Raw genomic sequence first — 23,073 nt, forward strand, 5'->3', positions numbered from 1 at the left:
CCCGCCCGGCCGTTTCCCGCTGCCGTTCGGCCGTGCCCGGTCCCACCGGGTGGCTCCCCGGTCCCGTCCGGGCGGTGCGCTCCTCAGGCCAGGGCGAAGCCGAAGCCGTTGACGATCGGGGTCATCGGGACGTACAGCACCTGCCACCGACCCGGTCTCCACCCGAGTCCTGCACGGCGTCGGTCATCCGGTGGATCTTCTGCTGCGCGGCCGGATCCGCCGCCAGGTTCAGCGGCTCGGCGAGCACCGCGGGGGGTGGCACGGAATCGGCACTCCCGGCGGCGGTCACCCCGACGGCGCAGGCCAGGAGCGCGACGAGGGCGGCGGCGACTTGGGCAGGTCGCATGGCGGCAGCTCCTACGGCCGGCCGGCACCCGCGGCGGACGTCCCGGCGGGTTTGTCCTTGCGCGCGCATGCTGGCGGCCCGCCACGGGCGATCTCACGTTGGGTGACCGGATGTGCGCGCCGGGTGTCCGGTGAGCCGGGGCGGCGGGGCGGACGGACGGCCGGCGTCCCGTCAGGCCTCCGGAGCGAGGTCCAGCGCGCGGGCGAGGGCCGCCGTCAGCGGAGCGCGGTGGTCGGGCAGGTGCTCGGCGGCCCAGGCGTCGGCCGGCTCCAGGAAGGCGGCGAGGTCGCGCTCGGCCCCGGAGACCAGGCGGCGCAGCTCCGCGGCGGGCAGCTCGATCACCGGGCCGTCCGGGGCGCCGATGTCGGGGACCAGCCGCACCGTGTCGCCCACGCGCTCGGCCGTCGGCATCGGGTCGTGGCCGAAGCCTGCGGAGCCCGCGCCGTCCAGCACCTCCCACCAGTCCCGCCACTCCTCCAGGCCGTTGCAGCAGCCCGGGGTGAGGGTGACTCCGGTGGCGGTGTCGGTCACCCGGAAGCCGCCGGGGGCGAACAGGTGGTCCTTGACGAGGAGCCCGTGCAGAAGTGCGTCGACCGGATCGGCGGGAGGTGTCGGTCCGTCCTCCTCCTCGTGGTCGTCGGGGTCGTACGCGTTGCGGAGGGCGAGCCGGAGGACCGCCGTGCCGATGTCGGCACGGCTCATGTGCCCGCTCAGCGGCAGGAATTCGTAAGGCCGGTGGGTGCCGACCTGCCACATGTCGAAGTCGGCGGGAGGGACGAGGAGCTCCAGGACGGGCTGTATGAGGATCACCCGGGGATTCTGTCGCGGCAGCGGGCTCCGGGGCCTCCGGATTCCGTCCCACCGGCTCGGTTCAGGCTCACCGGCCGGCGGCCGCCCCGGCGGTGGCGGCCGTGGCGATGCGGGTCAGGGCGCGGGCGCAGAGGTGGGCGAAGAGGCGCTGGGCGAGGGGGAGGAGGGGGCCGGCGAGGCGGGCGTACCAACTGCGGGGGCGGCTGAAGGCGTTGACGGTGAACCAGACGGCCTTATCGGGGCCCATCTCGACGAGGAAGGTCTCCTCGCCGACGGCCAGGTGACCGCGCCGGGTGCCGTAGGCGAAGCCGTAGCGGTCGGGGCCGTCGGCGGTCCAGATGACCCGGCAGGGGGCGGCGGCGCGCAGCGGGCCGATGCCGATCGCGCAGTGGACGGCGGCGCCGGGCGCGGCCCGGTCGGCGTCGGTGGTGATGCGGACGCCGGCGGCGCGGTGCATCCGCCAGTCGAGGACGGCGGCTCCGGCGGCCTCCAGGGCGGCGCGGCCGTGGCCGATCGGCGCGCGGTGGCGGAGGTGGTTGTAGCCGGCGGGGAGCGGGCGGCCGGGCGTGGTGCTGGCGCCGGTCTCGGGGTAGTTGAGGTCGGTGGCCCGGGGCGTGGTCATCGTGCGGCGTCCTTCGTCAGCGGGAGGGGCAGTGGGTCGGGGAGCGGGACGGGAAGGGGGCCGTGCGCGGTGACGGGGCGAGCCGGCGCCAGGCGAGCAGGGAGCAGAGGGCGAAGCCGAGTGCGTTGCCGACGCCGTGGGTCGCGGCCATCCAGGCCAGGGTGGGGTGGGGGAGTCCGGAGGCCTCGCCGAGTGCCCACCAGAGGGCGAGCAGCATGGTGGCGGCGAGGACGGCGGAGGCGGTTGCGAGCAGTGCGGCGGTGGTCCGGTCGGGGCTGCCGGTGCGCAGGTCGCGCCAGGTGATCAGGCCGACCAGCCACATGCCGGTGGTGAGCACGACGGCGCCGGCGAGTTCGGCCCAGTCGTCGACGAAGTAGCCCGCCAGGACGAGCAGGGTGCCGAGCGGCACGCTGAGCGCGGCGAACCGGGCGGCGGCGCCGGCCGGCCGGGCCTGGCAGACCAGTCCGGCGACCAGCGCGGCGGTGAACCCGGCGTAGTGGAAGTGCGGCACGGTGAGCGCGAGGATGTCGAGGTCGAAGCCGAACAGCTCGTGCCCGGAGCGTTCCGCGACCAGGGCGATCCCGGCCACCGAGGGGGTGGCGAGCGCGGTGAGCACGGCGACCTCGGCGGGCGCGGGCGAGCGGGTGCGGGCGAGCCGTAGCGGCACGTGGGCGGCGACGGCGAGGGTGCCGAGCGCGTAGAGGACGGCGCAGCCGGTGGCGAGACCGCCGCGCGGCAGCCAGAGCGAGAGGGCGCCGGGTACGGCGGCCAGCGGCCAGAGGCGGCGGAGGCGGGCGAGGCCGGGTTCGTCGATCAGGGCGAGGCCGAGCGGGATCACGGCGCCCATGCCGAGCAGGACCAGGAGGTCCACCAGTTCCGTGGTGCCCTTGCCCATGACGACCGCCCTGCCCGAGGTGTTTTGAACGTGTTCGAACTCTGCGCCGGTGACTTTACGCCGCAGTGTTGAACGCGTTCAAGTTGGCCTTGGAGTGTTGCCCGCCGCTCCCGTCTGGTGTTCGCGCTGGGTGCGGCGCACCCTGGAGGAGTAACCGCTGGAGGTGATCCGCCATGCAGACTCTTGTCGGTTGGCACATCGAGATGGAGTTCCGCGAGGAGGGGCCGCGCACCGCAGCCGCCGCCCTGCTGCGGCTGAGCGACGGGTCGGAGCTGCGCGCGCACGGCTACACCAGCCGTCACCCGTCGGACCCGGAACAGCTGCGGGTCGGCGAGGAGATCGCGGCCGCCCGAGCGCTCAACGACCTCGCCTCGCAGTTGCTCACCAAGGCCCACGGCGAGATCCAGGAGGTCAGCCCGGTCCCGACCCACCCGCTGACGTGACGACGCCGGAGCGCGGCGCCGGCCCCGCCGGCCCCGCTTCCTCCGCCGACCACGCCGAATCCGCCGGCCACACCGTCCCCGTGGCCCAGCTCCACCGGGGGCCGCGCATCCCGCTGATCTGCCCGCGATGCGGGCACGAGCAGCAGGTGGTGCCGGGTGACGCCGGGCGGGCGGTGATGGTCGTGCACGTCGGTACCGGCCGGGGGGCCTGCGAGCCGGGCGACCTCGCGAAGGCGCCGGAGAACGGGATCTGACGCCGGACGGGCGTGCCGCGCCCGGACGTCCCGGCCCTCGCCCGGACACCCCGGTCCGAGGCCGGACGTCCCGGCCCTCGCCCGGACACCCCGGTCCGAGCCCTGACGCCCCGGTCCGAGCCCTGACGCCCCGGTCCGAGCCCTGACGCCCCGGCCCGAGCCCTGACGCCCCGGCCCGTGGCGATTCAAGCACCGGCCGCTGCCGGCGCGCACACCGTCAGTGCGGGCAGCGTCAGTTCGGGCAGTAGGTCGTCGGCGCCTGCCACTCCGGTCCGATCAGCCGCTGTTCCAGCTCGTTGAGCGTGATCCGGATGCCGACCGTCCCGGCCAGGCCGAGCCGGAAGCGGCTGCGGGCCAGGGCGATCAGCGCCTTCATGCCGTACTTGTTGATCAGCGAGGTGCGGTAACGCGCGGTGGCGTCCTCGTCGCAGACGGCCGCACGGGCAGGGAGCTGGCGGCCGGTGGGGCGCCCGTGGGCGTCGCAGGGGCCGACCAGCACCTTGGGGTGGTGCCGGATGCGTTCGGCCTCGCCGGAGTGGGCGGGGGTCCAGATGCCGAGCGCCGTACCGTCGGCGACCACCCAGATCGGCGAGCGCATCTGGCTGCCGTCCGCGCCGAAGGTGGTGAGCAGGAGGTATCTGCTGTCGGCGAGCTGGTCGGTACGGTCGTGCACGATGTCCTCCCTTTCCGGGTAGGGCAGGGTCGGTGTCACCGGGCGCATCCGCGTTCCGCCGCTTCCGCGTTCCGGGCCTTCCGTGGGCCGGCTCGTCCGCGCTCCGGGCCGCAGTGGCCCCGGTCGCGCCTCCGTGGCCGTGGCCGCGGGCGGTCTCGTGGTGCTTCCCCGGCGGCGGGCCCGGTGCTCCGGGCTCCCCCGCCGTGCACCCACGGGGACGGCCTGACGGGGCGCGGGTCGGCGCACGGGCCGGGTGGGCGACTCCATTCTCGTCCACGGGGGCCGCCGGTTCGAGGGGTCGCGGCCGCCCGTGTCACCGGTGCGGCGCAGAGGGGGCGCACAAGCCCACCCGGACGGCGTAGGCGACGGGGCCGGCGGCAGGTGCGGACGGGGGGCCGCCGGAGGCGGCCGCGCCGGCCGCTGCCGGAGAACGGCGGACGGCCCGCCCGGTGTCGGAACACCGGACGGGCCGCCTCGCACCCTTGCGCGTACCCCGTGAGGGTCAGTGCACCAGCACCGGCACCTCGTTGCCGTCCACCGCGCCCGCACCCGAGCCGGAGGCGGCCGTGGAGCCGCCGGGGCGGCCGGCGTTGATCAGCACGAAGGCGATCGCGGCGGCCGTCACCAGGATCCCGAAGGACCACCAGATCGCGGTGGAGAAGCCCTCCACCATGCCCTGGAACTGCACCGCCCTGGCCGCGGCCGGGGTGGTCGCGTCGTGGACGTGCGCGGCCAGCCAGGTGGCGGAGGCGCTGGCGGCGATGGTGTTCAGCAGCGCGGTGCCGATGGCGCCGCCGACCTGCTGCGAGGTGTTGACCATGGCCGACGCCACACCGGCGTCGCGCGGCTGGACGCCGTGCGTGGCCAGGCTCATCGCCGGCATGAACGCGGTGCCCATGCCGAGGCCCATCAGGATCAGGCCGGGCAGGATCAGCGCCGGGTAGGAGGTGTCCAGGCCGATCTGGGTGAGCAGCAGCATGCCGATCGAGGCGACCAGGAAGCCGGGCGCCATCAGGAAGCGGGCCGGGACCCGGGTCATCAGCCGGGCGCCGATCTGGGTGGAGCCGGTGATCATGCCCGCCACCATCGGCAGGAAGGCGACGCCGGTCAGGACCGGGCTGTAGCCGAGCACGATCTGCAGGTAGTAGGTCAGGAACAGGAAGAGACCGAACATGCCGATCACGGCCAGGCCCAGCGACAGGTAGACCCCGCCGCGGTTGCGGTCGAGGACGACCCGCAGCGGCAGCAGCGGCGCCTTGACCTTCCGCTCGACCAGGACGAACGCGCCCAGCAGGACGCCGGCGGCGACGAACAGGCCGATCGTCACGCCGGAGGACCAGCCGTCCGACTCGGCGCGGGTGAAGCCGTAGACCAGCGAGACCAGGCCGAGGGTGACCAGCACCACGCCGGGGATGTCCAGCCGGTTGCGGTTGCGGCCCCCGGCGGGCTCGCGGATCACCATCACCGCGCCGGCCGCGGCGACCACGGCGAACGGGATGTTGACGAAGAAGGTCCAGCGCCAGTTCATGTACTCGGTCAGCAGGCCGCCGAGGATCAGGCCGATCGCGCCGCCACCGCCGGCGATGGCGCCGTAGATGCCGAATGCCTTGGCGCGCTCCTTGGCCTCGGTGAACGTCACGGCCAGCAGCGACAGCGCGGCCGGGGCGAGCAGTGCGCCGAACGCGCCCTGGAGGGCGCGTGCCCCGAGCAGCATGGCGGTGTTGGCGGCGGCGCCGCCGAGCGCGGAGGCCAGTGCGAAGCCGGTCAGGCCGACCACGAAGGTGCGCTTGCGGCCCCACAGGTCGGCGATCCGGCCGCCGAAGAGCAGCAGCCCGCCGAAGGCCAGCGCGTACGCGGTGATCACCCACTGGCGGTTGCCGTCGGTGATGCCGAGGTCCTTCTGGGCGGACGGCAGGGCGATGTTCACGATGGTGGCGTCGAGGACGACCATCAGCTGGGCGAGCCCGATGAATATCAGTGCCTTCCAGCGCCTCGGATCGGGCTGGGTTTCGGGCAGGGCGTCGGTTTTTGGCATGGGGGTACTCACTTCACGGTGCGAGGTGTACGGATCAGGGGTGGTCTGTGTGCGAAGAATGTCGGTGCCGGTGTTGGTGGACCGGCGCGTGCGGGCCTGCGCCGGCGCGGATCACCGTGGATCGGCGCGGGCGGTCCGGGCGGTCGTCGCGGCTGGGTGCCGGCCGCCGGGGCGGCTGTGGGTCAGTGGTCCGTGTGGAAGTCCTCGAAGGTCGCGGCCCGGCCGGGCAGGGCCGAGCGGGCGGGCGCCCGCATGCCGTCCAGGAACAGCTGCAGGTGCCGGTGGACGAACTCCTCCAGGAGCTGGCAGGAGGTGTCCGGCAGTGGGCGGGTGAGCTGGCTCATCGCGATGAACAGGTCACCGTGGTCGACGTCCGGCCGCAGTTCGCCCGCCTGCTTGGCGCGTTCCATCAGGTCGCCGACGACGGCCGTCAGCCGGTGGCGGGCGTCCACCAGGTCCGGGTCGTTCGGGTCGATCCGGTTGGTGAGGATCGGGCACAGGGCGCCGACCTTCTCTCCCACCGTCGCGTGCGCGAACCGCTGGAGGGCGTCGAAGGGGCCGTCGCCCTCCGCCTCCGCCGTCTCGGCGAGGGTCAGGATGCGGTTCTTGACGAGCAGTGCCACCTCGCGGATCAGCGCGGTGCGGTCCGGGAAGTTCCGGTACAGCGTCGCGTTGCCGACGCCCGCCCGCTTCGCGATCTCGTCCAGCGGCGCGTCCGCGCCGTGCTCGACGAAGGCGTCCCGCGCCGCCAGGACGATCCGCTCACGGTTGCGGATCGCGTCCGCGCGCAGCTTGGGCGTGCGGACGGGCTCCGCGGTGCGGCCCGGCGTGGCGGCGGTGGTGCTGCTCACTGCGTGCTCCTCCCGGCATACCGGGGATGTTTTCCCCGCTTAGGCCTTCACGGGAGCAAACGGGGATCCAGTCCCCGGAAATTTCGTCTTCGCGTGTGACCTGCATCACATCTCCCCGGAGGGGCGGGTGAGGTTCCCCTCCAGTCGGCCCAGCAGCCGGATCAGCTCGGCCTGCTCGGCCTCGTCCAGCCCGGCCAGGGTCACCTGTTCCAGCTCCCGCCAGGCCTGCGCGACCTGGTCGCGCAGTGCGCAGGCCGCCGCCGTCGCCTCGACCAGCACGGCCCGCCGGTCGTTCTCGCTGCGCCGGCGGCGGACGAAGCCGGCCTGCTCCAGGCGCTGCACCATGCGCGTGACGGTGGAGGCGTCGACCGCGAGCTGTTCGATCAGCGCGGCCTGCGGCTGCGGCCCGCCGTCCCAGAGCAGCATCATCAGCAGCTCCTGGCCGGCGTGCAGCCCGTGCGGGCGCAGCAGCCGTTCGGCGGTGGCCCGGTGCAGGCGGGCGACCCGGGCGATGGCCTGGCTGGTGCCGCCGGCGTCGGCCAGGGGCTGGTTCTGGTGGGCGCTCACCCGGTGATTGTATGCGCAAGCGGGTGGCCTGCCGCTCTCCAGGGTCCCTTGCGTTGGGAGGGGTCCAGGCGTTTACTTGGCCGCGCAAGCATTTACTTGGCCGCACAAGCAGTGTGCGGTCGGGATGGCCGTGAGGGAGAGCAGTCATGCGGGTCGTCAGTCAGAGCGTGCGCGTCAACGAGCCGGGCGAGCAGCTGCGCCTCACTCGGGACGACGTCTGGGCGGCGCTGGAGCGGAAGGCCGAGAACGCGGTGCCGTTCGTCGCCGCGATGGACGAGTGCACCGTGCTGGAACGGACCGCGAACGGGCTGGTCCGCGAGGTCGTCTTCCATGGTGAACGGGTGCGTGAGGAGGTCGTCTTCCACCCGAAGGCCCGGGTCAGCTTCCTCCGCAACGACGAGCGGGGCGCCTGGGTGATCCACAACGACATCGAGGAGGGCGGGGACGGCCTCGCGCTCACCTTCCGCGGCGAGCTGGAACTCGGCGACGGGCTGGACGAGGACGCCGCCGCCGAGCGCATGCGGTCCGGCTATCTGCGGGCCCTGCAGGCCACCCTCCGGCTGGCCCGGGAGGCGGCCCGGCCGGCGCGGTGAGCGGCCCCGTGCGGCGGCCCGGGCTCCCCGGGCTGCCGGGCGGTGCGCCGGCCCCGGCGTATTGAAAATGAAAACGAATACCGTTAAGTTCTCTGACGGCACGTCGGACCGGCCTGCCACCGCCGTCGAGAGGGAGAGCCGTGGCGCATCTGCTGGTGATCGAGAGCTGGGTCGGCTCCATGAGCAGGCTGCTGCCCCGGGCACTGGAGGAGGGCGGCCACCGCTTCACCTTCCTCACCCGCGATCTGCGCCACTACCTGCGGGCGGCCCCCGCCGACACCCCGCACCCGCTGCTCGCCGCCGACAACGTCCTCACCGCCGACACCAACGACCCGGCCGTCCTGCTCCCGTACGCCGAGCGGCTGCACGAGCTGCTCCGCTTCGACGGCGTGCTCTCCTCCTGCGACTACTACCTGCCGCTGGTCGCGCAGGTCGCGCACCGGCTCGGGCTGCCCGGTTCCGCGCCGGAGGCCGTCACCGCCGCCTGCCGCAAGGACCTCACCCGCCGCGCGCTCGCCGCGGCCGGCGTCCCCGGGCCCGCGTACGCGCTCTGCGCCGACCGGGGGCAGGCGCTCGCCGCCGCCCGGGTGATCGGCTTCCCGCTGGTGGTCAAGCCGGTCGACCTGTGCGCCGGGATGCTGGTCCGCGAGGCCGCCGACGAGCACGAGCTCACCGCCGCGCTCGGGGCGCTGGAAGCCTTCCCGGTCAACGCGCGGGGGCAGCGCCGGACCCCCGTGGTGCTGTTGGAGGAGCTGCTCGCAGGGCCGGAGGTCAGCGTCGAGACCGTCTCGGCCGAGGGGGCCGTGCACGTCGTCGGGATCACCGACAAGAGCGTCGGCGGCGCGCCGGCCTTCATCGAGACCGGCCACATGTTCCCCGCCGCGCTCGACCCCGCCGACGCGGCCGCCGCCGCCGACACCGCCGTCGCCGCGCTGGCCGCGCTCGGCCTGGACCGGGTCGTCGCGCACACCGAGATCAAGCTCACCCCGGCCGGGCCCCGGGTGGTGGAGGTCAACCCGCGGCCGGCCGGCAACCGGATCACCGAGCTGGTCCGGCGGGTCACCGGCGTCGACCTCGCCGCCGCCTGCGTGGACGTGGCCCTCGGCCGCCGGCCCGACCTGGCCGTCCGGCCCACGGGGGTCGCCAGCGCCGCGATCGCCTTCCTGGTCCCGGGGGAGGGGGCCGCCGGGCTGCTGGACGGCTTCGACGGCGAGGCGGCCGTCCGGCGCGACCCGGCCGTGGTCGAGCTGTCCCTCACCGGGCCCGGCCGCGACGTGCGGCCCGCCACCAGCAACAACGAGTACCTCGGGCACGTGATGACCGCGGACCCGGCCGGCGCCGGGGCCCGCCGCGATGCGGAGCGGCTGCTCGCCGCGCTGGCGCCGCGGTTCGCCACCGGTCCGGCCATCGCCGCGGACCGCCCCGCCGATGCCGCGGCGGTCCCCGCATGACCGCCGCCCCCGCCTCCGCTTCCTCCCCCGCCGCCGCCGACGCGCCGGCGGTCACGGCCCCCGCGCTGGACCTGATCGCCGGTCGGGCCCGCGCCGGCGCCTACGGGCCCGACCCGGCCGGGCAGCGGATCGCCCTCGCCTTCACCACCTCCCAGGCCGTCCGGCACGCCGGCCGTGCCCGGGGCTACCGCAACGAGGTGCTCGGCCTGCGCCTCGGCGCCGCCGTCGGCTCCTGCGCCGTCGAACCCGGCGAACTGCCCGCCGACGCGCTCACCGACTGCGTCGGCGCCACCGTCGCCGAGCTGCTCGACCACCCGCTCACCCCCGTCCGGGTCGCCGCCCTCGACACCTACCTGATGCACTGCCGCCCGCACGGCCCGGCCCGTGGCGCCCGCCCGGTGGCCGTCCCGGCCGGCGGCTCGCTGGAGAAGTCCCGCACCCGGGCCCGCGCCGTCGTCGGACTGCTCCCGCTCGCCGCGGTGCGCCGGGTGCTGGTGGTCGGCGTGGTCAACTCCCTGCTGGAGCAGCTCCGTTCGCACGGCGTCGGCTACGTCCCGTGCGACCTCAGGGGCGGCGCCACCGAGTGGGGCGAGCCGGTGGAGGCCGACGCCGTCGCCCGGCTGGACGACTGCGACGCGATCCTCGCCTCCGGTATGACCCTCGGCAACGGCACACTCGACCCGCTGCTGGCCCACGCCCGCGCCACCGGCAAGCCACTGGTGCTGTTCGCCCAGACCGGCAGCGCCGTCCTGCCGTGCCTGCTCGGCGACGGGGTGAGCGCGGTCAGTGCCGAGCCCTACCCGTTCTTCTGGCTCGACGGCGGGCCCACCGTGCTCCACCTCTACGGCGGGCGGCCCCTCGACGGGGGGCGTGGCGGCCCGGCGTCCGGCGACGGGCCCTCCGGCGACAGGCCCTCCGGCGACGGGGGACGCGGTCACCCGGGCTACCCCCACACGGGCTGCCTCCGCGGGGAGGGCCCGGCGGGACGCGGTGCCCGGTGACCGCACTGCTCACCCCGGCCGCCGTCGGCAACCCCGACCTGCTGCCGCTGCTCGGCCGCACCCCGCTGGCCCGGATCAGCACCCCGCTGCCGCACCCGCGCCCCGGTTTCCGGGCCAAGCTGAAGGGTCTCGCCGCCGGCGGCATGAAGGCGCGCTCCGCCGTCGCCATGCTCCGCGGCGCCCACACCCGCGGCGAACTCCGGCCCGGTGCAACGGTCGTGGAGTCCGCGTCGGGCACCCTCGGGATCGGCCCGGCCTTCGCCGGACAGGCCCTCGGGCACCCGGTCGTCCTCATCGGTGACACCGAACTCGAACCGTCCGTGCGGCAGCTGCTCCGCTCCTGCGGCGCCCGGCCGGAGCTGGTCGGCCGGCCCGCCCGTCCCCGGCTGATGCGTGGCCTCGGCAGCTCGATCCACCCGCGCAACGTCGCCCGCCAGGCCTTCGACGAGGTCCACTGGGTGGGCCCCGCCGAGGCGGTCGACACCTGTCGGCGGCCGGTCCGCGGCGCCTTCGTCAGCGGTGGCTGGAGCACCGGCGCGGTGGCCCTGGTCGCCGCCTGGGCCGCCCGGCTCCACTCCGGGGTCGCCGTCGCCACCGTCTTCCCCGACGGCCCGCACCGCTGCCTCGGAACCGTCTACGGCGACGCGTTCTGCCGCCGGCACGGCCCGGAGCCGGAGCGCGCCGTGCTGCGGCCGATCGAGATCCCGCACCCGGCCGCGGCCGAGGTCACCGGCCGGGCCCGCTGCCGGACCGCCCGGCCGGGGCACACCGGCCCGGCGGAGCAGCGGGGCCGTCCGGAGCAGGCCGGCCGCGGCGGTCCGCCCGGTCCCGACGGCCGCCGCGGCCGCCCCGAGGAGGAGCGATGAGGCTCGACGTCCGCACCGTACGGCTCCGGCTCGCCGAGCCGCTGCGGATCTCCCGCTCGGTGACCACCGAGCGCGACGCCGTCCAGTTCGCCGTCCGGCACGGAGGCCTGAGCGGGCACGGCGAGGCCGTCAGCAGCGGCTACCTGCGACTGCCGGCCGGCCTGATCCGGCGTGCGGCCGCCGAACTCCGGCCGCACCTCGAACGCCACCCGGACCCGGAGACGGCGCTGGCCGAACTCCGGCGCGGCGCACCCGCGTTCAAGGAGCTGCCGCCCGGCGTCCTGGCCGCGGTCGAGGCCGCCCTGCTCGACCTGGTCGGCAAGCGGGCCGGCGCGCCCGTCCACCGACTCCTCGGCCGGCCCGCCCCGGTGGCCGCCGCCACCGCCCGCACCATCGGCATCGAGCCGCCCGCCCGCGCGGCCGTCCAGGCCTCCCGGCTCGCCGCCGCCGGCTTCGGTGTGCTCAAGGTCAAGGCCGGCGCCGCCGACCCCGCCGAGGACCTCGCCCGGGTCCGGGCCGTCCGCGAGAGCGCCCCCGGCGCCCGGCTGCTGCTCGACCCCAACGGCGCCTGGACGGAGGACCAGGCCCACCGGCTGCTCCCGGTCTTCGCCGCGGCCGGCGTCGAGGCCGTCGAACAGCCGGTCGCGCCGGGCCGCCCCGACGTCCTGGCCGCGGTCGCCGGGCGCTCGCCCGTCCCGGTGATCGCCGACGAGGACGCCGTCGGCTACGAGGACGCCTGCCGGCTCGCCGGGCGGGTGCACGGGGTCAACCTCAAACTCGCCAAGTGCGGCGGTGTCCACCAGGTGCTGCGCATCCAGGCGGCCCTGCACGGCAGCGGCACCGAGCTGATGCTCGGCTGCCTCGCCGCCAGCTCGCTCGGCATCGCCCCGGCCGTCCACCTCGCCGACCGCGCCCGCTGGATCGACCTCGACGGGCACCTGCTGCTCGCCCACGACCCCTGGCAGGGCATCGGCGGCGCCGACGGTACCGTCCGCACCTCCGGCCGGGCCGGGCTCGGCGTGTTCCCGGTGGCCGCGGCCGGCATGACGGCCGGCACGACGGACGGCCGGTCCGGGCTTGGACACCGGTGCCGGTGACGGGGTGTCGGACCGGTGCCCTAGGGTCGCCGACATGAACACCGAGACCGACCTCCCCGCCCCCGAGGCCCTCGCCGCCCTGGTCGACGTCCTGCTCGCCGAGGACGCCCCCGGCGCGGACCGCACGGCCCTGGAGGAGGACGCCCGCCTCGCGTTCGCCGACGAGCGGCCCGGCGCGCTGCCCGACCACTGGTGGCTGGCCGTCCCCGGGGCCACCTACGAGGCGGCCTTCGAGGTGCTCGGCCTGCACGACCGGATACCCGTCACCGTGCACTACGGTCTCGCCTCGCAGGAGTACGACGAGAAGTACACCCCGGAGGCGGTGCACCGGGTGTTCATCACGCCCGAGTACGCCGGCTGGCGCCTGATCTACGCCGAGACCCCGCTGCGGGAGACCACCTGGTGGCCGCACGAGGTCATCGAGCGGCTCAGCGCGGCCTGCGGACAGGCCCAGGTCTACTACCAGGACCCGTTCGCCGACTCGGTGATCTGGGCCACCGCCGAACACGGCACCGTGCGGCGCGGCTACTGGCGCGACAGCGCCCCGGAGTGGACGGGCGACCCGCTGCCCTGGGAGGAGGTGCTCGCGGTGGCCGAGTCCGAGGACGAGGAGGACTACGAGGACGTCTACCCGGAGCCCAACGCCTCCGAGGTCCACGGCATCGGGCAGGCCGCCGCCCACCTCTCCGTGAACCCCGCCACCGTCACCGCCGACACCCCGGCCCGCGGTCACGGATGGCTCGCCCTCACCGCGCCCGGCGCGGGCCACGACGGGTTCGGCGGGAGCCCGCGGCTCTGAGGCGTCCCGACGGCCGTCCACGCCTCCCCCTGCGCGCCGTGCCTCGCCCGGGCCGAGTCGGGGTCCTAGGCTGAAGGCGCCCGGGCGGCCGGTCGGCCGTGGGAGTCGGGAGGGGCCCGGCGGCCGGGTGCCGAGGAGGTGCGCGATGGGCAGCGCTGAGACCGCCAGGGTGCGCTGTGTGGCGGCCGTTCCGTGCTGGGTGAGCCTGATGGCGCGCGATCTCGACGCGGCGAAGGCGTTCTACGGGCCGCTGCTGGGCTGGGAGTTCGAGCCCGGCCCGGACCAGTTCGGACCGTACGTGCACGCGGTGGCCGGCGGTGAGGCGGTGGCCGGGCTGGGTGTCGCGAGCGGCGGCTGGGCCATGCCGGTGGCGTGGACGGCCTACTTCGGCACGGAGAGCGCGGACGCCGCCGCCGACGCCGTCCGCGAGCGCGGGGCGACCCTCGCGGTGGGTCCGCTGGCCTTCGACGCCGGGCGGGTGGCGTTCGCCGCCGACCCCGTGGGCGCGGTGTTCGGCATCTGGGAGGGCCCGCCCGGCCGGGCCCGGAAGCTGGACCTGCCGGGCGCGCCGGTCTGGATCGAACTGCGCACCCCGGACCCGTTCGCGGCGGCGCTCTTCTACGGCGAGGTGTTCCGCTGGGACGGCCGCGACCCGGAGCACTTCGAGGTGCGGTGGGAGCACGACCGGGTGGTGCTGCGGGCGGAGGGACACAGCGTCGCCGCGCTCGCCAAGGAGCAGTCCGGCGGTCCGGCGGGCATGCCGCCGCACTGGGAGGTGTCGTTCTCGGTGCCGGACACCGATGTGGCGCTGGCCCGGGCCCAGGAGCTGGGCGGCTCCGCGGTCGGCCCGGCCTTCGACTCGCCGTACGGGCGGGTGGCCCGCCTCCAGGACCCCGAGGGCGGCCGCTTCGCGGTGATCAGCCCGAAGGGCTGAGCCGGCGGACGGCTACGGCCCGGCCTCGGCGACCGTCTCCCGGTCGGCCCGCAGCCGCTCGCCCAGCGCGGCGCGGGCGCCGGCGGGCAGGGCCTTGCGCGCCGCGGGGAAGACCTGCTCCTCCTCCGTGGCCAGATGCCGCCGGACGAGCTCGGCCAGCCCCTGGTAGAGCGTCCCGAACCCGGGATCGCCCGGCCCGACCCCCTGCAGGTCGGAGAGGTACTGGCCGATCGCCAGGTGGTCGGCGATGCTCGTGAACACCAGGGACCCGCCGTCCGGCACGTCGTGCTGGACGACCGGGAAGAGGTGTTCCTCCTCGGCGGCGCAGTGGCTGAACAGCAGGTCGGTGAGCTGCCCGAGCAGCTCCCCGCGCGCGGGCGCGCCCTCCGGCGCGTCGTCGATCCGGGCGAGCAGCTCCGTCACCGCCCGGTGGTCGGCGGTGAACTCGCCGAGGATGTCCGGCCTGCGGCTCATGGCGTGCCCGCCTCTCGTCCGGTGGCCCCCCGACACCTCCAGTATCCGGCGCCGCCGGTGCATACCGACGACCGGGCGCCCATCACCGCAGGTCAGAACGGCTTTCGTCGCCTCGGCTCGAACCCCGTCCGCTCGTGCCGCGGCTGCTGTGGCCAGGGCCGTTGTCGTCAGGGCGACTCCCGTCGGGCCCGGCAGCGCCGGGGCCCGCCGGGCGGGCCCGGTCAGGGCCGGTCGCGGCGCCCGGTGAGGGCGAGCAGCCGGGTCTGCGGGCTCGCGTCGTCCGGCACCGGCAGCGGCGGGTCGAAGAGCCCGCTGCCGGAGAGGTCCCCGTAGCCGGTGTACTCGCCCAGCGCGAACTCGACCAGCCCGGCCGGCAGCCGGGTGCGGCGGCGGATCCCCTCGGCGAGGTCCCACGTGTGCACGACGGCGTCGGCGGTGAGCTGGTCCAGGTAGTACTGGCCGGTGACGTCGCCGAAGGAGAGGTGGACGGTCAGCTCGGTGGCTCCGGAGACCTCGAACGCCGCACGGGCGGCGTCGGCCGCGGCGGTCCAGGCGGCGGCCGGGTCGGGGCCGAGCACGTCGCCGTCGAAGCGGGTGCCGACCTCGGAGACCGTCGAGCCCATGAGCAACTCGGGCACCCAGAGCTGCTCCCCGGTGAGGTGGTTGACCACCTCGCGGACCGACCAGTCGGCGCACGGCGTCGGAGAGTCCCACTGGTCGGGCGTGACCAGCCGGACGCGGTCGCCGAACGTGGCCAGCGCCTCGGCGTACGGCGTGCCGGGCTGCGCGGAGCGCCGGTGTTCCCTGCGATGAGCCATACCTCCACCCTGCCCCCGTGGCCACCCACCCGCGACTCGCCGCCGATCCACCCGTGACTCGCCGCCGGTACGGCGCCCCGCCGTCGACGTGTTGCGCGCCCGGCTCACCGTGTTGTTCAAATTCGAACTTCCGGGTACGGTCGTGGAGCGGCTGGTTCGAATTTGAACGACGGTGCGAACGACGGCATCACCTCCCGGCCGCCCCTGTCCGTCCCTTGCCCCGAACGAACCCGACTGATGGAGACGCGCATGCCGAGCACCAGCCCGAGCACGACCGCCCCCACCACCACCACCGTCCTCCCGGACCGGGCGACCCCCGACTCCGCGACGACCTCCCCGCACGCCTACGACGCCGGCCTGCTCCTGCTGCGCCTCGCCCTCGGCCTGACCATGGCCGCGCACGGCAGCCAGAAGCTGTTCGGCTGGTTCGGCGGCGGCGGCATCGACGGCACCGGTCAGTTCTTCACCATGAGCGGCTACCCGGCCGGCAATGCGATGGCCGTGGTCGCGGGCCTGACGGAGACCTTCGGCGGCCTCGCCCTGGCCGTCGGCCTGCTGACCCCGCTGGCCGCCGCCGCGATCCTCGGCACCATGGTCAACGCGCTCGCCGTCACCTGGGGCGGTGGATTCTTCGCCCCGAAGGGCAGCGAGTACGAACTGCTGCTCACCGCGGGCGCCGCCGCGCTCGCCCTGACCGGGCCCGGCCGCTACGCCGTCGACCGCTTCCTGCCGGTACTGCGCGCCCACCGCCTGGCCTACGGCGCCGCCGCCGTCGTGGTCGGCCTGGTGACCGCAGGCGTCATCCTGCTGCTGCGCAAGTGACCTGCCGGGCCCCCGGGTTGGCGGCATAAGCCGGCTGTTCGCGTCGGGGCCACGGGAGTCGAGCGGGGCTGCCGGTCGTACGGCCGGCAGCCCCGCTCCGTCTGCACGCCCGCCACCGCCGCGGCGGGCTCCGGTCCGCCGGCCTGGCTCAGGTACCCCGGCGGCCTGCGGTGTTGACGGTTGATCAGACCGATGATCCGCCGGTCGACTGATCAGACCGATGATCCGCCGGTCGACGCCTGGTCCCCCCGGCTCGCCGCCGCCCGGCGGCGCGGCCCCGGGTGTCCCTTCCGCACCCGCCTGGCGGCTAACCGCCGATCCGTACCAGCGCCAGCGTGATGTTGTCCGGCCCGCCCGCCTCGATCGCGGCCTTCCAGAGCTCGAACGCGGCCCGCCCGTCTGCTCGTTCGTCGTCCTCGTCGGTGCCCGCCAGCAGCCCGGACAGCTCCTCCTCGGGCACCGGGTCGGTGAGCCCGTCGCTGCACACCAGGAAGCGGTCGCCGGCCGCCAGCGGGGCGGTCCTCACGTGCGGCTCGACGAAGGTCAGCCCGAGCGAGCCGCCGAGGGTCTGGGTGACCAGGGAGGTGGTGCGCCGCCCCGGGGGCAGCGGCGGACTGTCGTCCACACTGACCCGGAGCAGGTCGTCGCCGTCGATCCGGTAGACCCGGCTGTCGCCCACGTTGAAGGTCACCGCCTGCCCGGGCAGCAGCACCACGCCGGCCACCGTGGTCCCCATCGCGGCCAGTCCGGGGTCGCCGGCCGCCGCCGCGTACACGGCCCGGTTGCAGGTCTGGAGCGTCTCCCGGACGGTCTCCTCGTCCTCCAGTGCGGGCCCGGCCACCGCGAGCTCCCGGGCGACGAGCGCGCTCGCGATCTCGCCGCCGGGGTGCCCGCCGAGGCCGTCCGCCACCGCGACCACACAGGGCGGGCCGAGTGGGAAGAGCAGGGTCTGCGGGTTGGTGGTCACGGTCGCGCAGAGTGTCCAGGGACCGACCGTCAGGCTGTCCTCGTTGTGCTCCCGCACCAGGCCCTCGTGGCTCAGTGCGCTCACCGAGATGTAGGCCGCCATCGGCTCGCCGTCCTTCGGGGGTTCCGGGCCGGCCGTCCTTAGTCCCTTCATTGTCGCGCGCGTCGTGGTCGCGCGCGGGCCGGCGGTGCAGTGACGGGCAAGGGGCCGGGCGCTGGGGGGAATAACGCCGGACAGGCCGATGCTAAGGTGGTTGAAACTTTGACGATCGGATCCTGAAGCCGGGATTCACCTGGAGTGTGGTGAGCAGCATGCAGTTCGGAATCTTCACCGTCGGCGACGTCACCCCCGACCCCACGACCGGCCGCACCCCGAGCGAGCACGAGCGGATCAAGGCGATGGTGGCCATCGCGCGCAAGGCCGAGGAGGTCGGCCTGGACGTCTTCGCGACCGGCGAGCACCACAACCCGCCGTTCGTGCCGTCCTCGCCGACGACCATGCTCGGCTACATAGCCGCGCAGACCGAGCGCATCATCCTCTCGACCTCGACCACGCTGATCACCACCAACGACCCGGTGAAGATCGCCGAGGACTTCGCGATGCTCCAGCACCTCGCCGAGGGCCGGGTGGACGTCATGATGGGCCGCGGCAACACCGGCCCGGTCTACCCGTGGTTCGGCAAGGACATCCGCCAGGGCATCCCGCTCGCGATCGAGAACTACGCGCTGTTGCACCAGTTGTGGCGTGAGGACGTGGTGGACTGGTCCGGGCGCTTCCGCACCCCGCTGCAGTCCTTCACCTCCACCCCGCGCCCGCTGGACGGCGTCCCGCCGTTCGTCTGGCACGGCTCGATCCGCAGCCCGGAGATCGCCGAGCAGGCCGCCTACTACGGGGACGGCTTCTTCGCGAACAACATCTTCTGGCCCAAGGAGCACTTCCAGAAGCTGGTCGAGCTCTACCGCGACCGCTACGCCCACTACGGGCACGGCACGCCCGAGCAGGCGTACGTCGGCCTCGGCGGGCAGGTGTTCATGCGGCGGAACTCGCAGGACGCGGTGCGCGAGTTCCGCCCGTACTTCGACAACGCGCCGGTGTACGGGCACGGGCCCTCGCTGGAGGAGTTCACCGAGCAGACCCCGCTCACCGTGGGCAGCCCGCAGGAGGTCATCGAGAAGACGCTGGCCTTCCGCGAGTCCTTCGGCGACTACCAGCGCCAGCTGTTCCTGATGGACCATGCCGGCCTGCCGCTGAAGACCGTGCTGGAGCAGCTGGACCTGCTCGGCGAGGAGGTCGTGCCGGTGCTGCGCGAGGAGTTCGCCAAGGGCCGGCCCGCCGAGGTCCCGGACGGGCCGACGCACGCCGCCCGGGTCGCGGCCGAACTCACCGCCGGGCAGCAGGAGGAGACGACGGAGGTGGCCAAGTGAGCACGTACAAGCTGGTGGTGGTCAGCGCCGGGCTGAGCAAGCCGTCCTCGACGCGCCTGCTGGCCGACCGGCTGGCCGACTCGACGGTCCGTCAGCTCGGCCTGGCCGGCGGGTCGGTGGAGGTCACGGTGGTCGAACTGCGTGACCTCGCCACCGACATCGCGCACAACTTCGTGACCGGGTTCCCCGGCGCGGCGCTGCGCGGGGCGATCGAGGCGGTGACGCACGCGGACGGCCTGATCGCCGTGACGCCGATCTTCACCGCGTCGTACAGCGGCCTGTTCAAGTCGTTCTTCGACGTGATCGACCACGACGCGCTGGCCGGCAAGCCGGTGCTGATCGCCGCCACCGGCGGCACCCCGCGGCACTCGCTGGCCCTGGAGCACGCCGTCCGGCCGCTCTTCGCCTACCTGCGGTCGGTGGTCGTCCCCACCGCGGTGTATGCGGCCACCGACGACTGGGGTGCGACGGGGGAGGGGCACGCCGGCGGCCTCGCGGGCCGGATCGACCGCGCGGCGGGGGAGCTGGCGGCCCTGCTGGCCGGCCGCGGCCCGGCGGCCGCGCAACAGCCGGAGGTCGTGGTGCCGTTCGCCCAGCAGCTGGCGGCCGTGCGGGTCTGACGGCGGTGCGGCGAGCGGCACGAAGGGGCGGGCCCGCGGGCCCGCCCCTTCGGCATGTCGGTGCCGGGCCTGACGGCGGCCGGCTTGGCGCAGCCCGCTCGGGGTCGGGTCGGCAGGCCCGGGGCCGCCCGCCCGGGGTCGGGTCGCCCGCCGGGGGCCGTCGGGCGTGTGTCGGCCGTGCCCGAATGTCCGCTCTGCGGTGTAATCGTACGCATGATCAGATTTGCCGTGATCCGCCCGGTCCCGCCCTCCCGGGAGCCCTGAGGTGGAGTCCGCCGTGCCGTCCGGGCCCGCACTCCAGTCGCAGGCCGTCCTCACCCCGCTCACCAGCGCCGCGATCTTCCTCGTCCTCACCATCGACCCCGGCGGCGAACAGGCCGTCCGCGACCTGCTGCCCGACCTCGCCGGACTGCGGCGGGCGGTCGGCTTCCGCGCCCCGGAGGGCGGGCTGACCTGCGTCGCCGGTATCGGGTCCGACGCCTGGGACCGGCTCTTCGCCGGCCCCCGCCCCGCCGGACTCCACCCCTTCCGCGAGGTGGCCGGGGCCCGCCACCGCGCCCCGGCCACCCCCGGCGACCTGCTGCTCCACCTGAGGGCCGCCCGGATGGACCTCTGCTTCGAACTGGCCGGCCAACTCACCCGGCGCCTCGCCGGTGCCGCCACCGTGGTCGACGCCGCCCACGGCTTCCGCTACTTCGACGACCGTGACCTGCTCGGCTTCGTCGACGGCACCGAGAACCCCGAGGGCCGGGCCGCCGCCGAAGCCGTCACCGTCGGCGCCGAGGACCGTGGGTTCGCCGGCGGCAGCTATGTCATCGTCCAGAAGTACCTGCACGACCTCGCCGCCTGGAACGCCCTGCCCGTCGAGCAGCAGGAGCGGGCCGTCGGCCGCACCAAGCTCGCGGACGTCGAGCTGGACGACGCGGTCAAGCCCCCGGACTCGCACGTCGCCCTCACCGGGGTCACCGGTCCGGACGGGAGGGAGCGGCAGATCATGCGCTTCAACATGCCGTTCGGGTCCTTCGAGGGGGAGGGGGAGTCCGGCACCTACTTCATCGGGTACGCGCGCACCCCCGAGGTGACCGAGGAGATGCTGCGCAACATGTTCGTCGGCCGGCCGCCGGGCACCCACGACCGGCTGCTCGACTTCTCCACGGCCGTCACCGGGTCGCTCTACTTCGTCCCGGCCGCCGCCCTCCTGGACGACCCGCCGCCCGCGCCCTCCCCGTCCGCCGGGGGAACCGCCGCGGAGGCCGTCACGAGAACCGCCGCGCACGCCGCCACCGTCTCCGTGCCCGATGGCTCGCTCGCCATCGGCAGTCTGAAGAGGACCCCCGCCCGATGAGCAACCTGCACCGCGACCTGGCCCCCGTCTCCGCCGCCGCCTGGGCGGAGATCGAGGAGGAGGCCCGGCAGACCTTCAAGCTCCACATCGCCGGCCGCCGCGTGGTCGACCTGCACGGCCCCGAGGGCCCCACCCTCGCCGCCGTCGGCACCGGCCACCTGACCGGCATCGCCCCGCCCGCCGACGGCGTCCTCGCGCACGCCCGCGAGGCCCGGCCGCTGGTCGAGCTGCGCGTCCCCTTCACCGTCGCCCGCGCCGCCGTGGACGACGTCGAACGCGGCTCACGCGACTCCGACTGGCAGCCGGTCAAGGACGCCGCCCGGACCCTCGCCCTGGCCGAGGACCGCGCGATCTTCGAGGGCTACCGGGCCGCCGCCATCGAGGGCATCCGGGCCGGCGCCACCAACCCGCCCATCCCGCTCCCCGCCGATGTCCGCGACTACCCCACCACGGTGAGCCAGGCCCTCACCGCCCTGCGCCTGGCCGGCGTCGGCGGCCCCTACTCGCTCCTGCTCGGCGCCGACCCCTTCACCGCCGTCAGCGAGACCAGCGACCACGGCTACCCCGTCGCCGCCCACATCGGCCGCCTCCTCGACGGCGAGATCATCTGGGCCCCGGCCATCCGGGGTGCCTACCTGCTCTCCGCCCGCGGCGGCGACTTCGAGCTCTTCCTCGGCCAGGACGTCTCCGTCGGCTACCTCTCCCACGACGCCGAGTCGGTCTCCCTGTACCTCCAGGAGTCGATGACCTTCCGCCTCTGCACCGGCGAGGCCGCCGTCGTCCTGGGCGGCGAGGGGCCGTGAGCAGCCGAAGGGTACTGAGTTCCTTTACGCGGGGTACTGAGTGCCGTACTCTCTCCGGAGAGCCTCTGACGCCAGTCGAAGAGAGCCGACACGGCATGCCGGTCCAGGTGGCGCTTGTCGCGCGCAGGCCACACCCGGACCGCTCTTGGCACTCAGTACCCTCGGCATGACCTGAGGCCGTGGACCAGTGCACCCGTAACAGGAGAACCGCTCATGAGCTTGAGGATCGTTGTCTGTGTGAAGTACGTGCCGGACGCGACGGGTGACCGTCGTTTCGCGGACGACCACACCACCGACCGGGAGGGCGTGGACGGCCTTCTGTCGGAGCTGGACGAGTACGGCGTGGAGCAGGCGCTGCGGATCGCGGAGGCGAACGGCGACGCCGAGGTCACGGTGCTGACGGTCGGGCCGGACGACGCGAAGGACGCGCTGCGCAAGGCGCTGTCGATGGGCGCGGACAAGGCCGTGCACGTGAACGACGACGACATCCACGGCTCGGACGTGATCGGGACGTCGGCGGTGCTGGCGAAGGCGCTGGAGAAGACCGGGTTCGACCTGGTGATCGGTGGCATGGCGTCGACGGACGGCACGATGGGTGTGCTGCCGGCGCTGCTGGCGGAGCGCCTGGGCGTGCCGCAGGTGACGCTGCTGTCCGAGGTGTCGGTCGAGGGCGGCGTGGTGAAGGGCCGCCGGGACGGTGACGCGGCGACCGAGCTGGTGGAGGCCGCGCTGCCGGCGGTGGTGTCGGTGACCGACCAGTCGGGCGAGGCCCGCTACCCCTCGTTCAAGGGGATCATGGCGGCGAAGAAGAAGCCGGTGGAGTCGCTGGACCTGGACGACCTGGGCATCGAGGCCGACGAGGTCGGTCTGGGCGGGTCGTGGACGGCGGTCGAGTCGGTGGCGGCGCGTCCGGCGCGGACCGCGGGCACGGTCGTCAAGGACGAGGGCGAGGGCGGCAGGCAGCTCGCCGCCTTCCTCGCCGACCAGAAGTTCATCTGAGCCGGCCCACCCCTGACCCTGATCCAGCGAAACACGGAGACATAGAGCAATGGCTGAGATTCTCGTCCTGGTGGACCACGCCGACGGTGTGGTCCGCAAGCCGGCCCTGGAACTGCTGACCCTGGCCCGCCGGATCGGCGAGCCGTCGGCCGTCGTCCTCGGTGCCGGTGCGGCCGCCGCCGACATCGCCGCCAAGGCCGGCGAGTTCGGCGCGGCGAAGGTGTACGTCGCCGACGGCGCCGAGTTCGCCGACCAGCTGGTCGTCCCCAAGGTGGACGCGCTGGCGCAGATCGCCGGGGCCGCCGGGGCCGGTGCCGTCCTGGTCACCTCCTCCGGCGAGGGCAAGGAGGTCGCCGCCCGCGTCGCGCTGCGGATCGGCTCCGGCATCATCACCGACGCCGTCGACCTGGAGGCCGGCGCGGACGGCCCGGTCGCCACCCAGTCGGTGTTCGCCGCGTCCTTCCAGGTGAAGTCCACGGTGTCGCACGGCGCCCCGGTCATCACCGTCAAGCCGAACGCCGTCGCCCCCGAGGCCGCCCCGGCCGCCGGCGCCGTCGAGAACGT

26 protein-coding genes and 1 pseudogene are annotated in these 23,073 nt (G+C 74.8%); 16 read left to right on the forward strand and 11 right to left on the reverse strand.

Going from position 1 to position 23,073, the window contains the following annotated elements; all coding sequences use genetic code 11:
• Positions 1-121 precede the first annotated feature (121 nt).
• The 4 genes from C2142_RS30050 to C2142_RS30065 form a co-directional block, all read right to left on the reverse strand.
• Positions 122-346 (reverse strand): hypothetical protein, encoded by a 225-nt coding sequence (locus C2142_RS30050; RefSeq protein ID WP_148645835.1) that lies wholly within the window; start codon positions 344-346, stop codon positions 122-124.
• A gap of 171 nt (positions 347-517) precedes the next feature.
• The gene (locus C2142_RS30055; protein WP_148645836.1) at positions 518-1,156 is read right to left on the reverse strand and encodes a hypothetical protein; all 639 of its coding nucleotides are present in this window, start codon (positions 1,154-1,156) and stop codon (positions 518-520) included.
• A 67-nt stretch (positions 1,157-1,223) separates the two neighbouring features.
• Positions 1,224-1,778 (reverse strand): DUF1990 domain-containing protein, encoded by a 555-nt coding sequence (locus C2142_RS30060; protein WP_148645837.1) that lies wholly within the window; start codon positions 1,776-1,778, stop codon positions 1,224-1,226.
• Between the two features lie 16 nt (positions 1,779-1,794).
• On the reverse strand, positions 1,795-2,673 hold the full coding sequence (locus C2142_RS30065; protein WP_148645838.1) for a YndJ family protein: 879 nt from the start codon (positions 2,671-2,673) through the stop codon (positions 1,795-1,797).
• A gap of 173 nt (positions 2,674-2,846) precedes the next feature.
• Here C2142_RS30065 and C2142_RS30070 point away from each other — a divergent pair, with 173 nt between their 5' ends.
• Together C2142_RS30070 and C2142_RS30075 are read left to right on the forward strand one after the other, a co-directional pair.
• Positions 2,847-3,116, forward strand: coding sequence for a DUF1876 domain-containing protein (locus tag C2142_RS30070; protein ID WP_148645839.1), 270 nt, complete (start codon positions 2,847-2,849; stop codon positions 3,114-3,116).
• Complete coding sequence (locus tag C2142_RS30075; RefSeq protein WP_148645840.1) at positions 3,113-3,370, forward strand: hypothetical protein; 258 nt, start codon at positions 3,113-3,115, stop codon at positions 3,368-3,370. The genes C2142_RS30070 and C2142_RS30075 overlap by 4 nt, the downstream gene beginning before the upstream one ends.
• Positions 3,371-3,602: 232 nt before the next feature.
• Here the strand turns inward: C2142_RS30075 and C2142_RS30080 are convergent, their stop codons facing one another.
• The 4 genes from C2142_RS30080 to C2142_RS30095 form a co-directional block, all read right to left on the reverse strand.
• Positions 3,603-4,043: a PPOX class F420-dependent oxidoreductase gene (locus C2142_RS30080; RefSeq protein ID WP_346766401.1), complete on the reverse strand. Its 441-nt coding sequence runs from the start codon at positions 4,041-4,043 to the stop codon at positions 3,603-3,605.
• Positions 4,044-4,545: 502 nt separating this feature from the next.
• On the reverse strand, positions 4,546-6,078 hold the full coding sequence (locus C2142_RS30085; RefSeq protein WP_148645842.1) for an MFS transporter: 1,533 nt from the start codon (positions 6,076-6,078) through the stop codon (positions 4,546-4,548).
• Between the two features lie 182 nt (positions 6,079-6,260).
• Complete coding sequence (locus C2142_RS30090; RefSeq protein WP_148645843.1) at positions 6,261-6,929, reverse strand: TetR/AcrR family transcriptional regulator; 669 nt, start codon at positions 6,927-6,929, stop codon at positions 6,261-6,263.
• Between the two features lie 105 nt (positions 6,930-7,034).
• Complete coding sequence (locus C2142_RS30095) at positions 7,035-7,496, reverse strand: MarR family winged helix-turn-helix transcriptional regulator (protein WP_148645844.1); 462 nt, start codon at positions 7,494-7,496, stop codon at positions 7,035-7,037.
• Between the two features lie 146 nt (positions 7,497-7,642).
• Here C2142_RS30095 and C2142_RS30100 point away from each other — a divergent pair, with 146 nt between their 5' ends.
• The 7 genes from C2142_RS30100 (at position 7,643) to C2142_RS30130 (ending at position 14,237) form a co-directional block, all read left to right on the forward strand.
• Complete coding sequence (locus C2142_RS30100; RefSeq protein WP_148645845.1) at positions 7,643-8,089, forward strand: SRPBCC family protein; 447 nt, start codon at positions 7,643-7,645, stop codon at positions 8,087-8,089.
• A gap of 140 nt (positions 8,090-8,229) precedes the next feature.
• A complete protein-coding gene (locus tag C2142_RS30105; protein ID WP_148645846.1) occupies positions 8,230-9,540 on the forward strand; it encodes an ATP-grasp domain-containing protein in 1,311 nt (436 codons plus the stop codon).
• Positions 9,537-10,541 carry a DUF364 domain-containing protein gene (locus tag C2142_RS30110; protein WP_148645847.1) on the forward strand — a complete coding sequence of 335 codons (1,005 nt, stop codon included), beginning with the start codon at positions 9,537-9,539 and terminating at the stop codon, positions 10,539-10,541. Before C2142_RS30105 ends, C2142_RS30110 begins: the two co-directional genes overlap by 4 nt.
• Positions 10,538-11,407 (forward strand): pyridoxal-phosphate dependent enzyme, encoded by an 870-nt coding sequence (locus C2142_RS30115; protein WP_148645848.1) that lies wholly within the window; start codon positions 10,538-10,540, stop codon positions 11,405-11,407. The genes C2142_RS30110 and C2142_RS30115 overlap by 4 nt, the downstream gene beginning before the upstream one ends.
• Positions 11,404-12,504, forward strand: a complete 1,101-nt coding sequence (locus C2142_RS30120) for a dipeptide epimerase (RefSeq protein WP_148645849.1) — start codon at positions 11,404-11,406, stop codon at positions 12,502-12,504. Before C2142_RS30115 ends, C2142_RS30120 begins: the two co-directional genes overlap by 4 nt.
• 34 nt (positions 12,505-12,538) lie before the next feature.
• Positions 12,539-13,303, forward strand: a complete 765-nt coding sequence (locus tag C2142_RS30125) for a hypothetical protein (RefSeq protein WP_148645850.1) — start codon at positions 12,539-12,541, stop codon at positions 13,301-13,303.
• A 145-nt stretch (positions 13,304-13,448) separates the two neighbouring features.
• On the forward strand, positions 13,449-14,237 hold the full coding sequence (locus tag C2142_RS30130) for a VOC family protein (RefSeq protein ID WP_148645851.1): 789 nt from the start codon (positions 13,449-13,451) through the stop codon (positions 14,235-14,237).
• 12 nt (positions 14,238-14,249) lie between these two features.
• Here the strand turns inward: C2142_RS30130 and C2142_RS30135 are convergent, their stop codons facing one another.
• Positions 14,250-14,711, reverse strand: coding sequence for a hemerythrin domain-containing protein (locus C2142_RS30135; RefSeq protein WP_162002576.1), 462 nt, complete (start codon positions 14,709-14,711; stop codon positions 14,250-14,252).
• Positions 14,712-14,932: 221 nt separating this feature from the next.
• Entirely contained in the window at positions 14,933-15,529 is a 597-nt protein-coding gene (locus C2142_RS30140; RefSeq protein WP_148645853.1) for a TIGR03086 family metal-binding protein, read from the reverse strand.
• 249 nt (positions 15,530-15,778) lie between these two features.
• Between C2142_RS30140 and C2142_RS30145 the strand changes: the two genes are divergently transcribed.
• Positions 15,779-16,351 (forward strand): DoxX family protein, encoded by a 573-nt coding sequence (locus C2142_RS30145; RefSeq protein WP_148645854.1) that lies wholly within the window; start codon positions 15,779-15,781, stop codon positions 16,349-16,351.
• 307 nt (positions 16,352-16,658) lie between these two features.
• On the opposite strand, the gene C2142_RS30150 is transcribed toward C2142_RS30145, so the two are convergent.
• On the reverse strand, positions 16,659-17,420 hold the full coding sequence (locus C2142_RS30150) for a PP2C family serine/threonine-protein phosphatase (protein WP_148645855.1): 762 nt from the start codon (positions 17,418-17,420) through the stop codon (positions 16,659-16,661).
• A gap of 209 nt (positions 17,421-17,629) precedes the next feature.
• Between C2142_RS30150 and C2142_RS30155 the strand changes: the two genes are divergently transcribed.
• From C2142_RS30155 to C2142_RS40540, 6 genes and pseudogenes are all read left to right on the forward strand, one after another.
• Complete coding sequence (locus C2142_RS30155) at positions 17,630-18,742, forward strand: LLM class flavin-dependent oxidoreductase (RefSeq protein ID WP_148645856.1); 1,113 nt, start codon at positions 17,630-17,632, stop codon at positions 18,740-18,742.
• Positions 18,739-19,362 carry an FMN reductase gene (locus C2142_RS30160; RefSeq protein WP_148645857.1) on the forward strand — a complete coding sequence of 208 codons (624 nt, stop codon included), beginning with the start codon at positions 18,739-18,741 and terminating at the stop codon, positions 19,360-19,362. The genes C2142_RS30155 and C2142_RS30160 overlap by 4 nt, the downstream gene beginning before the upstream one ends.
• 265 nt (positions 19,363-19,627) lie before the next feature.
• The gene (locus C2142_RS30165) at positions 19,628-20,707 is read left to right on the forward strand and encodes a Dyp-type peroxidase (protein ID WP_206671037.1); all 1,080 of its coding nucleotides are present in this window, start codon (positions 19,628-19,630) and stop codon (positions 20,705-20,707) included.
• A complete protein-coding gene (locus C2142_RS30170) occupies positions 20,704-21,510 on the forward strand; it encodes a family 1 encapsulin nanocompartment shell protein (RefSeq protein ID WP_148645858.1) in 807 nt (268 codons plus the stop codon). Before C2142_RS30165 ends, C2142_RS30170 begins: the two co-directional genes overlap by 4 nt.
• Before the next feature lie 213 nt (positions 21,511-21,723).
• Positions 21,724-22,509 carry an electron transfer flavoprotein subunit beta/FixA family protein gene (locus C2142_RS30175; protein ID WP_148641567.1) on the forward strand — a complete coding sequence of 262 codons (786 nt, stop codon included), beginning with the start codon at positions 21,724-21,726 and terminating at the stop codon, positions 22,507-22,509.
• Positions 22,510-22,558: 49 nt separating this feature from the next.
• Positions 22,559-23,073, forward strand: a pseudogene (locus tag C2142_RS40540) (electron transfer flavoprotein subunit alpha/FixB family protein); the annotation flags it as partial.

Source organism: Streptomyces sp. CB01881 (genome assembly GCF_002953255.1).
GTDB lineage: Bacteria > Actinomycetota > Actinomycetes > Streptomycetales > Streptomycetaceae > Kitasatospora.

Coding starts and splice junctions, on each gene's coding strand:
- C2142_RS30050 (WP_148645835.1), bottom strand. CDS start 346: ATGCGACCTGCCCAAGTCGCCGCCGCCCTCGTCGCGCTCCTGGCCTGC.
- C2142_RS30060 (WP_148645837.1), bottom strand. CDS start 1,778: ATGACCACGCCCCGGGCCACCGACCTCAACTACCCCGAGACCGGCGCC.
- C2142_RS30065 (WP_148645838.1), bottom strand. CDS start 2,673: ATGGGCAAGGGCACCACGGAACTGGTGGACCTCCTGGTCCTGCTCGGC.
- C2142_RS30070 (WP_148645839.1), top strand. CDS start 2,847: ATGCAGACTCTTGTCGGTTGGCACATCGAGATGGAGTTCCGCGAGGAG.
- C2142_RS30085 (WP_148645842.1), bottom strand. CDS start 6,078: ATGCCAAAAACCGACGCCCTGCCCGAAACCCAGCCCGATCCGAGGCGC.
- C2142_RS30100 (WP_148645845.1), top strand. CDS start 7,643: ATGCGGGTCGTCAGTCAGAGCGTGCGCGTCAACGAGCCGGGCGAGCAG.
- C2142_RS30110 (WP_148645847.1), top strand. CDS start 9,537: ATGACCGCCGCCCCCGCCTCCGCTTCCTCCCCCGCCGCCGCCGACGCG.
- C2142_RS30120 (WP_148645849.1), top strand. CDS start 11,404: ATGAGGCTCGACGTCCGCACCGTACGGCTCCGGCTCGCCGAGCCGCTG.
- C2142_RS30125 (WP_148645850.1), top strand. CDS start 12,539: ATGAACACCGAGACCGACCTCCCCGCCCCCGAGGCCCTCGCCGCCCTG.
- C2142_RS30130 (WP_148645851.1), top strand. CDS start 13,449: ATGGGCAGCGCTGAGACCGCCAGGGTGCGCTGTGTGGCGGCCGTTCCG.
- C2142_RS30135 (WP_162002576.1), bottom strand. CDS start 14,711: ATGAGCCGCAGGCCGGACATCCTCGGCGAGTTCACCGCCGACCACCGG.
- C2142_RS30140 (WP_148645853.1), bottom strand. CDS start 15,529: ATGGCTCATCGCAGGGAACACCGGCGCTCCGCGCAGCCCGGCACGCCG.
- C2142_RS30145 (WP_148645854.1), top strand. CDS start 15,779: ATGCCGAGCACCAGCCCGAGCACGACCGCCCCCACCACCACCACCGTC.
- C2142_RS30150 (WP_148645855.1), bottom strand. CDS start 17,420: ATGGCGGCCTACATCTCGGTGAGCGCACTGAGCCACGAGGGCCTGGTG.
- C2142_RS30155 (WP_148645856.1), top strand. CDS start 17,630: ATGCAGTTCGGAATCTTCACCGTCGGCGACGTCACCCCCGACCCCACG.
- C2142_RS30170 (WP_148645858.1), top strand. CDS start 20,704: ATGAGCAACCTGCACCGCGACCTGGCCCCCGTCTCCGCCGCCGCCTGG.
- C2142_RS30175 (WP_148641567.1), top strand. CDS start 21,724: ATGAGCTTGAGGATCGTTGTCTGTGTGAAGTACGTGCCGGACGCGACG.